Raw genomic sequence first — 14,888 nt, forward strand, 5'->3', positions numbered from 1 at the left:
TAACCGAAGCGTTTTCGGGGATATGCTTAAAGCGCAAGACGGCGCAGGCGGATACGCAGATTAGCCAGCTCAGCATCGGCATGTGACGACGACGCATCGTGGCGCTTCACACGGATGGTGTGTTGCTTTCCGGTAAATGCCGCAGGAAGCGTAAGGTCTTGACGGTAAACCACTTGCTTTTCCGCCGGACGCAACAGATACGTCGCCTTGTCCTCAAAACGGTTATACGAGCGGAGCACGATGCGGTTATTGCCCTTTACAAGCTGAAGAACCAGCTTCTCTTTACGGAACTTGCAGCGGTAGGGATTAAGGTGTTTCATCACCAATTTGCCGTTCAAGAATACTTCAATGCCGTTTCCGGCACCTACTTCCATCACCACGCGCTGGGCACGAGTGGCATGTACGTCTTGCATGACGAAACATGACGACAGGATGTCGGCGTCAAATTCGTCTTGTTCCTTGTCTGTCGGCTCCCACTTGCCTCCCCGCACGGGCGGATTCTGCAAATCGGCAGTCAGTGTCGACGGAGAGTCAAACAGTCCGCTACCCTCCTTGCAAATGTAGCGCTGCCCCCATGTAAGTTCGGTGGCAGGAAACAGCCGCAACGCATCTACTTTTCCCTTATCGAGCGTCACTTCGTAATTCTTTCCGTCGATAGAGAGGTCGATTGTCTTACCCACCTCCTCATCGGTATAAACCAGCTCCAACTGTTTGAATACAATCTGTTCAAAATTCCAGCTGTACCCTATCGTGCTGCGGTAATTGCTGTAATAATCAAAACATGAGTAGCTGTAAGCCGGAGTAGCGTTTTGGGCGGTAAGCGACATGCTCCGCACCATACCTGCCGGCTGGGGTTCTACGTCGCGGTCAAACTCCAGACGCAATACGTGATATACCGAATCTTTGTATGCCGAAGCCGGTACGGTCAGTTCGATGTCGTCGCCGTATTGCAGGTAAGTAGCCATTTTGCCGTCGCCTTTTTTCAAGGTACATCCCGGCAAGTGGAGGTGTATTTTCCCGTCAGCCGGATACTCGCCCGTGGAGAAAAGATACAGATGATTTCCTTTCCGCGTCACGCTTCCCCACGCAAACGATTCGTTGAAAGGCGATGCTTCGGTATCGTAAAGGGCATATCCGTTACGCTCTAACCAACGTCCCATGCGCGTAAGCACCTCCACTTCAAAAGGAACCAGCGAGCCGTCGCCCCTCGGTCCGATATTCAGCAGAAAGTTTCCGCCGTGTGAAACCACGTTTATCAGACTTTTCAGTTTTTCACGCACTTTCTCTTTCACGTCTCCCCGCTTCTGCCACGAGCGGTAACTCCATGTCTCGTCAAACATCGAAGCCGCCGTCTGCCATGCGGTTTGCAGTGCCGATTCGGGATAAGCATTGTCGCCCATCACACAAAAATCGTACTGGTCGTTTCCCAAGCGTCCGCTTACCATGCAGTCGGGCTGCAATTCATGTACCAGTCGGTATAACTCACGGCTCTGTTCGGGCGTGTTCGAACCCATGTCAAACCACAGTTCAGAGATGTCTCCATAGTTGGTCAGCAGTTCGCGGAGCTGAGCCTTCGAAAACTCATGATGGGCAGGAGGTATGAAATCGGCATTATGTCCCGACATGGAAGAACCCGGAAAATGCCAGTCGATAAGCGAATAATACAAACCGAAACGAAGTCCCGCCCGACGACATGCTTCTGAAAGTTCACGAACAAAATCGCGGTGACAGGGAGTAGCATCTACGCTGTTATATCCGGTAGTCGAAGTACGAAACATACAGAACCCGTCGTGATGTTTCGAAGTAAACACGATGGAGCGCATCCCCGCCCGCTTTGCCAGTGCAGCAACAGAGTCGGCATTAAATTCCACGGGATTAAAACGCTCTGCCAGCGCCTCGTAGTCTTCCTTGTTTATCGGTGCAAATGCTTGGATTTGCTCGCTATACCCGCTCGTAACGGGCTGTCCGTTCCACACCCCTGCGGGCAACGAGTAAAGTCCGAAGTGAATAAACATCGAATACTTGCTTCCGTGCCACGTCCGAAAGGCTTCCGGCGATATCTGCGCTTGTACTGCCACAAGCAAAGACAAAGCGCATAGCGTGATAAAAAATCGTTTCATGGTGTCTGCTTTTGTTGCAAAGGTAATATAAAAAAAGTAAAGATATCGGACTAATTATAGAAATATAATGCAGAATATCGGCAGGCAGCATAAAGGTGTTCGAAAAAAAATTGTAAGTTTGCGATACATTCTAATTATAAACAACAAAACAGCACTATGAGAAAACTTATGTTTTTTGTAGCTGCCTTGCTGATATGCCACGTAGCACAAGCACAATATTTTTGCACCAGCGAGGGCAGCGAACTGCATTACGTGAATTACGATGAAGTGGGACAAAGCACTTCCAACGAAACAATCACAGTAAAAAACGTACAGCGTGAAGGAAACACTGTAAAGGCAAGTTACTACGACAAAATCGTTACCACGAAAGCCAAAAACAACACAAGCTACACGCTTTTTAACTGGAGCTACGACGGAACTGCAACGACGTGTACCGAGGACTTGATGTACGGACCTTATATTGCTTCCGATTCCGACCCTGCCAGATACAACGAAGCCGCACGGTTGGGATTGCTGGAGGACAAAAAATTCAAGGGTGACAATTCGTTTACTTTACTGAACGAAGCACAGGCGGGAACAGCGATACCCGACCGTCATTACCAGCTTATACAAAATATGCTGAAAAACGAAATAACCATATCCGGCGCATCGTATATGGGACGGGAACAGGTAAGCACCACGGCAGGAAAGTTCGACTGTGTGAAGATTTCGTATCTGAAACGTACCAAGATTGTTCTGAAATCAACCAACGTGCGTGTTACCGAGTGGTATGCCAAAGGTATCGGATTGGTGAAATCGGAAACGTACGATATGGAAGGTGCACTGAAAGCAAAAACCATGTTGGTTAAGAAGAATATCAAATAACGGAAGACAACATCCCCTTCCGACGCATTGCCGGAGAATGACAATTTAATCCATCAGAATATAAAAATAGTCCAATATAGGCGTGTAACAAGCGTATAACGCCTATTTTCGGATTATATTCGCATTGTTTAAGACTCTTATTGCACCCGAATAAGAGTCTTTTCTTTTGTTTTGCATAAAGGAAACACGAAGAACAACTCCTTAATTTTTTAACATGAAAAAGACATTTTTATTTATCGCATTCATTCTTACCTGCTGGACAGGAAATTTTGTTTACGGAAAAAATTTCACGGCAACATCGCCCGACAAACAGCTGAAGGTGGAAGTGACAGACGGAGGTGACTTGCTGACATACTCCGTATATCATAAAAACTCTCTTATAGTAAAAAACTGCGAGATAGGTTTAGTAGGACTTGACGAGCCTCTTATCGCCGGGACGGTGGCAAAAGTGGTTTCCGAAAAGTCGAAAAATGTTATTCAGGAAATAGAATCGCCTTTCTACCGCTTCAAGTCGTTTCGTACGGAATGTAACGAAATGAACTTGAAGCTGAAAGGAGATTGCGGCGTGGTGTTCAGGGTGTATAACGAGGGGGTGGCTTACCGCTTTTATACTACTGCCGGAAAGAATAAAGAAATTATCATTGCCGGCGAGACTGCCGAATTTAACTTTGCCGGAGATTATACAGCTTACCTGCCTTATACCACCAATGAAGAAAAACCGATGGCAATGGCTTTTCAGAATACTTACGAGGTAAAACCGCTGTCGGAAGCACGCAAACAGTTGGCGTTTCTGCCCGTAACGGTGGATTGCAACGGAGTGAAGGTTACGATTTTAGAGTCGGATTTGGAGGCTTATCCGGGCATGTTTGTCGAACCGACGGGCACGAACGGGCTGAAAGGGGTATTTGCTCCGTATCCGAAAAGTTATGATTATTATCCGTGGCGGAAGCAGAAGTACGTTACCGGGACAGAGAATTACATTGCCCGCGTACGGGGTACGCGCGACTATCCGTGGCGTATCTTGGCGGTGACGGAAAACGATACCGAGATGCCGGTCAACAACTTGGTGTATGCGCTGGCTTCGCCCAACCGCATCGGCGATTACAGCTGGGTGAAGCCCGGCAAGGTGGCTTGGGAGTGGTGGAACGACTGGAATCTGAAGGGTGTTCCGTTTGCTACGGGCATCAACATGGAAACGTATAAATATTATATCGACTTTGCATCGAAGCAGGGACTGGAGTACATCGTGATGGACGAAGGATGGTACGACCCGAAAAGTGGTGACATGCTGACTACCATCCCTGCCATCGACTTGCCCGAACTGGTGGCTTACGGCAAGAGCAAAGGCGTGGAAATCGTATTGTGGACGGTGTTCAACGTATTAGACGACCAGTTGGAGGCTGCCTGCAAGAAGTATTCGGAGATGGGTATCAAGGGATTCAAGGTGGACTTCCTTGACCGCGATGACCAGACTGCCGTGGAGATGGCTTACCGCATTGCCGAAAAAGCTGCCGAATATAAACTGATACTTGATTATCACGGCATCTACAAGCCTACGGGGATGAACCGCACGTATCCTAACGTGGTGAATTACGAAAGCGTATTCGGCATGGAAGAGGTGAAATGGGGCAAGGTAGAAAGAAACATGCCGCTTTACGATGTTACTTTCCCGTACATCCGCATGATGGCAGGACACGTAGATTATACGCCGGGTGCCATGCGCAACGCTACGAAACGCGACTTCCAGCCGATGTATTACACGCCCATGAGCATGGGTACACGTGCCCACCAGTTGGCTTCCTACATTGTTCACGATTCGCCTTTCACGATGCTGTGCGACGCACCTACCAATTACGCCAACGAACAGGAATGTACCGACTTCATCAGTTCACTCCCGGTAGAGGTTGACTCGACCTTCATCGCAGCGGGCAAACTGGGTGAATATATTGTTACCGTTAGAAAAAAAGATTTAAACTGGTATGTGGGAGGGTTGACCAATTGGGATGAGCGAACACTAACGGTCGCATTTTCGTTCCTCCCCGAAGGCATGACTTACCGCTGCACGCTGATAAAAGACGGCATCAATGCTTCGAAGCAGGCAGAAGATTACGTATGTCAGCAGATAAGCGTAACGCGCGACACCCGGCTGGATATTCATTTGGCTTCGGGCGGTGGGTTCGCTCTCAAGTTAGAACCTGAGTTTGTCAGCGATACGCATCCGACGGCAGTTCCGGCAGGAAAAAACATTCCGGATTTTTACAAGAAATATTTAGATGTAGACGGGCTGTACATCGTTTCATCAGACAAGGTGCGCGATGAAGCCTTACTGAAAGCATACGAGGTGGTATCACTGATGCTTGCCAAACGTCCGGACGTAAAGAAACACATGGCGGAGCGGGGCTGTCACGTCATGATATTGGGCGAAAAGGAAGAGGTATGCGACCTCCCGGAGTATGCTCACATCTGCGACACGCCCGAAAACATCGCTTTCTGGAACAAGCGTGCCCGCGGATTCGGGGGTGCACCCGAAGATACGCTGTCGGCAAGTTTCGGCGAGGAGAACGTACTGGCATTGCCGGGCGACCGTTACGAGGGCGAAAGCATCATGGTGCATGAGTTTTCTCACCTTATCCACACGGTGGGTATCGCCGAAGTAGAGCCGGACTTTAACGAACGCTTGGAAGCGTGCAGGCAGAATGCCATCCGCAAGGGGTTGTGGAAAGATACGTACTGCATCAGCAACAAGGAGGAGTATTTTGCCGAGTGTGTCCAGTCGTTTTTCAACTGCAACCGCTATGCCGAGCCGGCAGACGGGGTGCATAATGCCATGAACCGCCGCACGAAACTGAAAGCATACGACCCCGACATGTACCGGTTACTGAAAGAATATTTCTACGAACTTGATTTGCCTCTGTATAACGAGGTTTATCCTTAACTCTATTGATAAAACTTTACTATTATGAACAAACTGATATACACGCTTTTCCTGACGGGTAGTTTCCTCGCATCGCAGGCTCAGGAAATCCGATGGAACACGCCGGGAGCTGGTAATCCTTTCATCCCCGGCTATTTTGCCGACCCTACGGTGAAGAAGTTCGGCGACACGTATTATATCTATGCCACCACCGACGGCAGCGGAGCGGGATTCGGTCCTTCGCAACTGTGGTGTAGCAAGGATTTTGAGAACTGGACGCTCATGCCCATGAACTGGCCCGACAGCCATTGGATTTGGGCGCCGGACGTAATGCAGCATACCGACGGAACGTACCGCCTGTTTTACTGCCAGCCGTGCAACCTCTACGAAGGGGTGGCAGAAACGCCGCGCGGCCCGTGGAAAAACATTTTGGGCGAAAGCGAGGCAGTACTGGTTCCCGACCGTTTCGTGAAGAATGCCATCACGCTGGACGGACAGACGTTCGTCGACGACGATAGGTCGGTGTATCTTTACTGGGGTACGTGGGGCATTTACAAGGGATTCGGCTGCGGAGCCGGAAAGATGACTCCCGACCTGAAGGGATTCACCGAAACACGTCTGATTCCGAACACCGAGGTGACCGACTTTTTCGAAGCTCCTTTCGTGATGAAAAAAGACGGCGTATATTATTTTATGTATTCGTCCGACTCGTGTCACGACAGTACGTATCACGTACAGTATGCTACGGCTACTCATCCTTTAGGCCCTTACACGTATAAGGGTACGATTCTGAAAACTTCTGCCGACGGAACAATTCACGGACCGGGGCATCACAGCATACTGAAAGAGGGAAACGATTACTACATTGTATATCACCGCCACGATAACCCCCACTCTACACGCGGATTCCACCGTCAGGTATGTATCGACCGACTGACGTTTAACGCCGACGGAACGATTCAGCCCATCGAAGGAACGCACAGCGGCGTAGGGCGGTTTGCCAAGAGTGTGCTGACCTCGAAGAATCTGGCATTCGGAAAGCCCGTAAAGGCTTCTTCGTATTACGATGAGAACTTCCTTCCCGAATATGCCGTAGACGATAATAACGGAACGCTGTGGCGTCCGCTCACGATGGGTCAGGAATGGATTGAAATCGACTTGCAGCGTGAAGAAACCATCCGTACCGTTTGGACGCAATTCGAGTACGGCACGTCGTATTATCAGTATGTTATCGAAACATCGACCGACGGAAAACATTGGAGCATCTTTGCCGACCGACGTTCGAACTACTTGGCAGGCAGTCCGATGGTCGACTTTGGGGAAGTAAAGGCGCGTTACGTGCGTCTCACCACCACGGGCACACAGAAAAACGGATTTGCCGGTGCGCTGTGGAACATCAAGGTGTTCGGGGCTTATGAGACTTCTTCTCCGCAACTGTGGATGGGACTTTCGGGAGCCGACTGGAATGGTACGGAGTGGCGGAACGACGGCGGTATGTTGGGCGGTTCGTTCCAACTGAAAGCAGGACAGGTTAGCCTCCAACGCATCGACGGGCAGGAAGCTATCGTTCTGAGTCCGGGAAGCGTGTTGGAATATACGTCTCCGGTCCTGACGAAAGACCGCGAACACACTGCCAGCGTATGGAAACACGAAAACGGCAAATGGACATCGGTGAGTGCCGATGGTTACCTGACTACGGACGGAGTTCGCATCGAAGCAGGAACAGAGCCTCTGACGCTGACCAACTTCAGATATTATAACTGGAAACAGGAGGAAGCAGAAAAGCAGTATGACGCTACTACGGGATTAGTGCGTATAGAGCCTTCGGCACGCCACAAACAAGGATTGGTGGTTTCGGTCGATGCCAACGATTTTACCGCCGGCGATACCGTGATGTATATTCTCAACAAGGGAATGGAGGGAGTATTCGAATCGCAGAACGAGCCTGTCGTGGTAGAAGAGATGCAAGGCAAGAAAGCCTTCCGTTTCGACGGCAAGCAGTATTTCCGTTCCGGATTCCCGCTTCCCGCCACGCTGCGCGACAATGCGCCTTATACGCTCGAAGCATGGATACTGAATCCGGAAGTGGCAGAAAACGAATGTGTGGCAGACTTTACGAGCAGTCACGATGAATTAGAGAAAATCATGCTTATCAGCGGAACAGAACCCCGCTGCGGCATAGTGAACCACTACGGATGGTATGAAGACGTAGGATTCAAGGAGGCTGCCGCAAACGCCGGACAATGGCTGCACGTGTATGTATGTTTCGACGGACGAACGGAATGTGTCTATGTAAACGGAAAACTTATCAGCAGTAAAGACATCCAGTTATTGATAAAACCGATACAATTTGTAACTTTGGGACGAAATGCAGAAGGCGAATGGGCTTTCAGCGGTTATCTGCATTCGCTCAAGTTGTGGGATGAATACATTCCTTATAAGAAAGAACATTAATTATTATAATCCATTTAACCATGAAGAAACTAATGATTTCAGCTTTGCTCTTCTCGATAACGTTCGGAGGAGTATATGCACAAAAGAAAACCACAGCTCACGGTTATCCCATCGACCCCGTGCCTTTTACTTCGGTAAAGGTTACCGACTCGTTTTGGGGACAACGGTTGAAAGCGAGCCGCGAAACCACTATCCCGCTGGCGTTCAGCAAGTGTGAGGAGACGGGACGTTATAAAAACTTCGAAATGGCTGCTCATCCCAGCGAATCGAACAAAGTGACCGGATATTCGTTCGACGATACAGATGTATATAAAACCATCGAAGGAGCGAGCTATCTGCTCCAGACTTATCCTGACAAGAAGTTGCAGAAATACATCGACAGTGTATTGGTTATCGTAGCCGCCGCACAGGAACCGGACGGTTATCTGTATACGGCACGTACCATGAACCCGAAGCATCCGCACGAATGGGCAGGCAGCAAACGCTGGGAAAAGGTGGAGGAACTGAGCCACGAATTTTATAACCTCGGACACATGGTTGAGGGTGCCATCGCGCATTATCAGGCTACCGGAAAGCGTAATTTCCTTGATATTGCCATCCGTTATGCCGACTGTGTGTGCCGTGAAATCGGCGACGGACCGAACCAAGTGGTACGTGTTCCCGGACATCAGATTGCTGAAATGGCATTGGCTAAACTCTATCTTGTAACCGGTGATGAGAAATACTTGAAACAGGCCAAGTTCTTCCTCGACAAACGCGGATATACTTCACGCCGCGATGAGTATAGCCAAGCTCACAAACCGGTTGTCGAACAAGATGAAGCGGTAGGTCATGCCGTACGCGCCGCTTACATGTATGCCGGAATGGCAGACGTGGCTGCACTGACGGGAGATACGTCGTACGTACATGCCATCGACCGCATCTGGGATAACATCGTAGGCAAAAAGTTGTATATAACGGGCGGTATCGGAGCGACCAGCAACGGTGAAGCGTTTGGTGCCAACTACGAACTGCCTAACATGTCGGCTTACTGTGAAACGTGTGCTGCCATCGGAAACGTGTATGTAAACTACCGCCTGTTCCTGCTTCACGGCGATTCGAAGTATTACGATGTACTGGAGCGTACGCTGTATAACGGATTGATTTCGGGCGTGTCGCTCGACGGTGGCGGATTCTTCTACCCCAACCCGCTGGAGTCAATGGGCCAGCATCAGCGCCAGCCGTGGTTCGGATGCGCCTGCTGTCCGTCTAACATCTGCCGTTTCATTCCTTCACTGCCGGGATACGTGTATGCAGTTAAAGACAAAAATGTATATGTAAACCTGTTTATGGCAAACGAGGCTACGCTCGAAGTAAACGGAAAGAAGGTGTCGCTGAAACAAACCACATCGTATCCGTGGAACGGCGACATCGCTATCCAAGTAGACCGTAACGCTGCCGGACAGTTCGCCATGAAGATTCGTATTCCGGGATGGGTGCAGAATCAGGTGGTGCCAAGCGACCTTTATACGTACACCGACGGGTTGCGTCCGAAGTATTCGGTTAAGGTGAACGGCGAGGAAGTGAAAGCCGATTTGCAACAGGGTTATTTCACCATCGACCGCAAATGGAAGAAAGGCGACAAGGTAGAGGTGCATTTCGATATGGAAACCCGTACGGTGAAAGCCAATAACAAGGTGGAAGCCGACCGTGGACGCATCTCGGTAGAAAGAGGTCCGATAGTTTACTGTGCCGAATGGCCTGATAACGATTTCGATGTGTTGAGCGTACTGATGAACCGCACACCGAAATTTGAGGTAGTCAGCAAGCCCGACCTGCTTTACGGAATCAACCAAATCAAGACGCAAGCCCAGACACTGGAGTACGACGATAACGGACGCCTCGTAGCGAAAGACCATACGCTGACACTTATCCCGTATTATGCTTGGGCGCACCGGGGAGCGGGAAACATGGCAGTATGGTTGCCCAACGAGGTAAGCGCTACGCGCCCCACGGCTATTCCTACATTGGCTTCGAAGAGCAAGGTAGACGCTTCACATAAGGTATCGTCATTGTCATCCATTACCGACGGACTGGTTCCGAAAGATGAAAACGACCGTACCATTCCTTACTATCACTGGTGGCCCAAAGAAGGCACTACGGAATGGATTTCCTACGAATTCCCTGAAGAGATGACCGTTTCAAGTGCTACCGTTTACTGGTACGACGATGCTCCGTGGGGAGGATGCCGTGTTCCGAAGGCTTGGAAGATTTACTATAAAGATGCTTCGGGCAACTGGACGCCGGTAGATAATCTGAACGAGTATGGCGTACGGAAGGGTAATCCGAACACCGTTGACTTTGAACCTGTAAAAACGAAAGCGGTGAAATTAGAGGTGGTTCAACCTGAAAAGAACTCTTCCGGACTTTATGAATGGGAAGTGAAATAAATAAATGATTCGTATTATGTTGCCGATGATACAGATGAGCGAAAATACTCTTTGTATCATCGATATTCTTTAGTAAAACAGCATGAAACATATCGCATCAATCGGAATTGCCCTTCTTACCGGGGGCATGGCACTGGCGCAGGGCACGGTGGAGGATTACAACCGTGCATACGAGCTGCGCGAAAAGTACAATTCGAAACATGTATTTTACAGCAATGTGAATCCGCAGTGGATAGATGGTACAAACCTGTTCTGGTATGTGCGCAATACGCCCGAAGGAAATGAATACGTAAAGGTAGATGCCGGCAAACAGAAACGAACGGCTCTGTTCGACCAGCAGAAGCTATCGGCTGCCCTCGAAAGCAGTACGGGGAAAGACATCGACCCGATGCAACTGCCTATCCAGCGTTGCCACGTTACGCCGGGGGCGGACACCCTGCGCTTTGTGTATGAGGGCAAGCGCTGGTGTTTCGACATCCGCCGGAATCGCCTGACGGACGAGGGACAGCTCCCAGCTCCGGGACGTCAGCGTCACTGGATGGAGGTAGACGACGAGAAGGGCGGAGCGCCGGTTACATCGCCCGACGGCAAGTATGTGGCTTTCATTAAAAACGATAACATCTGCGTGCGCGAAGTGGCTACCGGAAAAGAAACGCAGTTGAGTCAAGACGGAACGCCGGGCAATTATTATTCATCGTACATTCAGTGGTCGCCCGACTCGAAGCTGGTGGCTGCTTTCCGCATCCGTCCTGCCCAAAAGCGTTACGTATATTATGTGGAATCTTCGCCCGCCGATCAGCTTCAACCGAAATTACATAAGCAAGAGTATGCAAAGCCGGGTGATGAGCTGGCATTTAAAGTGCCTTGCATCTATGGCGTGGAGAATGGCAAACGGCTGATTCCGTCGACCGATTTATTCAGTCATCAGTATGAAATCTATGCGTTGCAGTGGAACAGCGACAGCAAGGGAATTACTTTCGAATATAACGAACGCGGACATAAGGTTTACCGCGTACTCGAAGTCTCTGCCGAGGATGGCAGCGTGCGCCCGCTCATCGAAGAGAAAGAAGAGAAATATGTAAACTATCCGCGCATTTTCCGCCATTTTTTGGCAGACGGCAAACGTATCATCTGGTCGAGCGAACGGGATAATTACAACCACTTGTACATGTACGACCGTGCCACGGCTCGCCCCACGCATCAGATTACGAAGGGGGAATGGTATGTGCGCGAGGTGCAATACGTGGATGAGGAAAACCAACAGATTTACTTCTCGGCTAACGGGATGAACAAGGATGAAGACCCGTACTTGATTCATTATTACCGCATCGGGTTCGACGGCAAGGGACTGACGGCGCTCACTCCGGAGGAGGGAATGCACAAGGCTTGGTATTCATCGGACTATAAATACTTGGTGGATGTTTACTCGAAAGTAGACCAAGCGCCCGTTGCCGTGGTTCGCAGTGCTGCCGACGGGAAAATAGTCATGCCCTTAGAGAAGGCAGACATCGCACAACTGACTGCCAACGGATGGAAGGCTCCGGAGGTGTTTACAGCCAAAGGGCGTGACGGAAAAACCGACATGTGGGGCATCATTTACCGCCCGTCGAACTTCGACCCTGCAAAGAAGTATCCGGTTATCGAATATATTTATTCAGGTCCGGGCGACCAATATGTTCCGAAAACGTTTTCTTCGTATAACTGGTGGATGACGTCGCTCGCCGAACTGGGCTTTATCGTGGTTCAGGTAGACGGCATGACTACTTCGTTCCGCTCGAAAGAGTTTGAAGAGGTATGTTACAAGAACCTGAAGGATGCCGGACTGCCCGACCATATCGCATGGATAAAGGCTGCCGCCCAAAAGTATCCGTATATGGATATCGACCGCGTAGGTATCTTCGGATGCTCGGCAGGTGGACAAGAATCGACTACTGCCGTACTGCTTCATCCGGAGTTCTATAAGGCTGCTTACTCGGCTTGCGGCTGCCACGATAACCGTATGGATAAAATCTGGTGGAACGAGTTGTGGATGGGTTATCCGGTAGACGACTCGTATAAGGAATGTTCGAATGTGGAAAATGCGCACTTGCTCCAGCGTCCGCTCATGTTAGTGGTAGGCGAGATGGATGATAACGTTGACCCGGCTTCGACCATGCAGGTGGTCAACGCGCTTATCAAGGCGAACAAAGATTTTGAACTGGTGGTTATCCCCGGTGCACACCACACGATGGGTGAAGATTTCGGCGAACACAAACGTTATGATTTCTTCGTGCGGAATCTGATGGGAGTTAATCCGCCTGCATGGAGCGAGGTGAATACCGGAACCCGTTAGTGTTCCGCTTTCTCCTCTCCCACAAGGAAACGGCAAGCCCGCGTCATGCGCCGGATTTCTCCGGACAGGCATGACGCGGGCTTGTTATTTTATCGCACCCGGCAGACTATTATAATTTTACTTTCTTTGATACCGATTTCGATTCGTTGTGCAGGCGGTCGAGCGCAGTAACTACGTAACGGTATTTCGTCCGCCCGTCTTCATACGGCAGTTTATAATATGTATCGCGCGTAACGGCTACGATATGCGAAGGGTCGTTCAGGTTGACCTTCTCTTTCCGGTCGAAGCGGTAAACCACGTACTGTACGGCGCGGTCCATCTCGGTCTTTGCTTTCGGAGCCGTCCAGAACAAGATGTATCCGTCTTCCGTCCAAACGGGTTTTACCTTACGCACCTTACCGGGAGCTTTATCGTCGATAAAAGGTGAGGTGGGAGGCAAAGCCGGATATTTATGATACTTGTTTACAAGCATATCGCGGTAGCGTCCTTTATTCTCGACCACGGCTGCAGCATACCACAGGCAACTGCCGCTTATGGTGGGCAGCGAACGCTGGAGGCTGAACTTTGCGGGAATCTGGCTCTGTGAAGGATTCTGAAGGTCGGCAGCCGCAACGGTACGCCCTACGTCCTGACCGATGTACAGCGGACGGGCTGCGGCGTTTTTCGCCCACCAGCGCACCAGCGTATCGTAATCGGCAGCGGCATGTCCTATTTCCCAATATACCTGCGGAATGTTATAGTCTACCCAACCGTTGTTTACCCACAGCAGCACGTCAGCATACAGGTCATCGTAATTCTGAAGTCCGCGCGTACGGCTTCCGTTCGGGTCGCTTTTCTGATTGCGGTAGATGCCGAAAGGCGACACACCGAATTTTACCCACGGCTTTACCTCGCGCACAGCCTCGTGTAATTCTTTTATCAGGATATTCACATTATCGCGCCGCCAGTCGTCACGGTGGATAAAACCGCGTCCGTATGCCGCAAAGCTCAAATCGTCGGGAAACGACTCGCCGGGCACGGGATAGGGATAGAAATAATCGTCCATGTGGATGGCATCGATGTCGTAACGGTTCACGATGTCGCGCACTATCTTACAGATGTAGTGACGGGATTCGGGAAGTCCGGGGTCGAAATAAAGCTGACCTCCGTAGCTTACGAACCATTCGGGATGCTTCTTATAAGGATGCAGGGGCGAGAGGGCGGTAGTTCCTTTCGTCTTGGCACGATAAGGATTTATCCACGCATGAAGCTCCATCCCGCGTTTATGACACTCTTCCACCATAAACGCAAGCGGGTCCCATGCAGGCGAAGGGGCTTTACCCTGCACGCCGGTAAGGAAACGGCTCCACGGCTCGTAGGGCGAACGGTAGAGGGCATCCGCCTCGGCACGCACCTGAAATATCACGGCATTGATGCCTGCCTGACGCAGGTTATCGAGCTGGGAGATAAGCATTTTTTGCATTTTCTCCGTAGGCATCCCCTGAAACTGTCCGTTTACACACTGAATCCATGCTCCGCGAAATTCCCGCTTGGGGTATCGCTCGGAAGCACGGGAGACCGTCACACCAAGAAAAATAAAAAGTATGAATGAGAGTAATACTTTCGTTTTCATCATGAATAGGTTTAAAAATCTGTTTTTAGTTTATATATAACGGCAAAGATAGGGAAAAAACCAAAGCAGCTACCGATTTATCTGTAAAAAAGGAAATATCGGCACGACTATACCCAAAAAACAAAGCGGGTTACCACAACGATATCCGTCAGTGGTAACCCGC

At 50.1% G+C, this 14,888-nt stretch carries 7 protein-coding genes; 5 read left to right on the forward strand and 2 right to left on the reverse strand.

Annotated features, from left to right (window positions below; translation table 11 throughout):
• Nucleotides 1-26: 26 nt before the first annotated feature.
• Nucleotides 27-2,120, reverse strand: a complete 2,094-nt coding sequence (locus M3085_RS02005) for an alpha-L-fucosidase (protein WP_249052182.1) — start codon at nt 2,118-2,120, stop codon at nt 27-29.
• A gap of 156 nt (nt 2,121-2,276) precedes the next feature.
• Between M3085_RS02005 and M3085_RS02010 the strand changes: the two genes are divergently transcribed.
• The 5 genes from M3085_RS02010 (at nt 2,277) to M3085_RS02030 (ending at nt 13,113) form a co-directional block, all read left to right on the forward strand.
• On the forward strand, nt 2,277-2,984 hold the full coding sequence (locus M3085_RS02010) for a hypothetical protein (protein WP_191710450.1): 708 nt from the start codon (nt 2,277-2,279) through the stop codon (nt 2,982-2,984).
• A gap of 214 nt (nt 2,985-3,198) precedes the next feature.
• Nucleotides 3,199-5,919 (forward strand): glycoside hydrolase family 97 catalytic domain-containing protein, encoded by a 2,721-nt coding sequence (locus M3085_RS02015; protein WP_249052183.1) that lies wholly within the window; start codon nt 3,199-3,201, stop codon nt 5,917-5,919.
• 24 nt (nt 5,920-5,943) lie between these two features.
• Complete coding sequence (locus M3085_RS02020) at nt 5,944-8,352, forward strand: family 43 glycosylhydrolase (protein ID WP_249052184.1); 2,409 nt, start codon at nt 5,944-5,946, stop codon at nt 8,350-8,352.
• A gap of 20 nt (nt 8,353-8,372) precedes the next feature.
• Entirely contained in the window at nt 8,373-10,781 is a 2,409-nt protein-coding gene (locus tag M3085_RS02025) for a glycoside hydrolase family 127 protein (RefSeq protein ID WP_249052185.1), read from the forward strand.
• 82 nt (nt 10,782-10,863) lie between these two features.
• Entirely contained in the window at nt 10,864-13,113 is a 2,250-nt protein-coding gene (locus M3085_RS02030) for a S9 family peptidase (RefSeq protein WP_249052186.1), read from the forward strand.
• A 109-nt stretch (nt 13,114-13,222) separates the two neighbouring features.
• Here the strand turns inward: M3085_RS02030 and M3085_RS02035 are convergent, their stop codons facing one another.
• On the reverse strand, nt 13,223-14,725 hold the full coding sequence (locus M3085_RS02035; protein WP_178257111.1) for a glycoside hydrolase family 10 protein: 1,503 nt from the start codon (nt 14,723-14,725) through the stop codon (nt 13,223-13,225).
• Nucleotides 14,726-14,888: the final 163 nt, after the last annotated feature.

It is taken from the genome of Bacteroides caecicola, from assembly GCF_023337095.1.
GTDB classification, from domain to species: Bacteria; Bacteroidota; Bacteroidia; order Bacteroidales; family Bacteroidaceae; genus Phocaeicola; species Phocaeicola gallinarum.

Coding starts and splice junctions, on each gene's coding strand:
- M3085_RS02015 (WP_249052183.1), top strand. CDS start 3,199: ATGAAAAAGACATTTTTATTTATCGCATTCATTCTTACCTGCTGGACA.
- M3085_RS02030 (WP_249052186.1), top strand. CDS start 10,864: ATGAAACATATCGCATCAATCGGAATTGCCCTTCTTACCGGGGGCATG.
- M3085_RS02035 (WP_178257111.1), bottom strand. CDS start 14,725: ATGAAAACGAAAGTATTACTCTCATTCATACTTTTTATTTTTCTTGGT.
- M3085_RS02025 (WP_249052185.1), top strand. CDS start 8,373: ATGAAGAAACTAATGATTTCAGCTTTGCTCTTCTCGATAACGTTCGGA.
- M3085_RS02010 (WP_191710450.1), top strand. CDS start 2,277: ATGAGAAAACTTATGTTTTTTGTAGCTGCCTTGCTGATATGCCACGTA.
- M3085_RS02005 (WP_249052182.1), bottom strand. CDS start 2,120: ATGAAACGATTTTTTATCACGCTATGCGCTTTGTCTTTGCTTGTGGCA.
- M3085_RS02020 (WP_249052184.1), top strand. CDS start 5,944: ATGAACAAACTGATATACACGCTTTTCCTGACGGGTAGTTTCCTCGCA.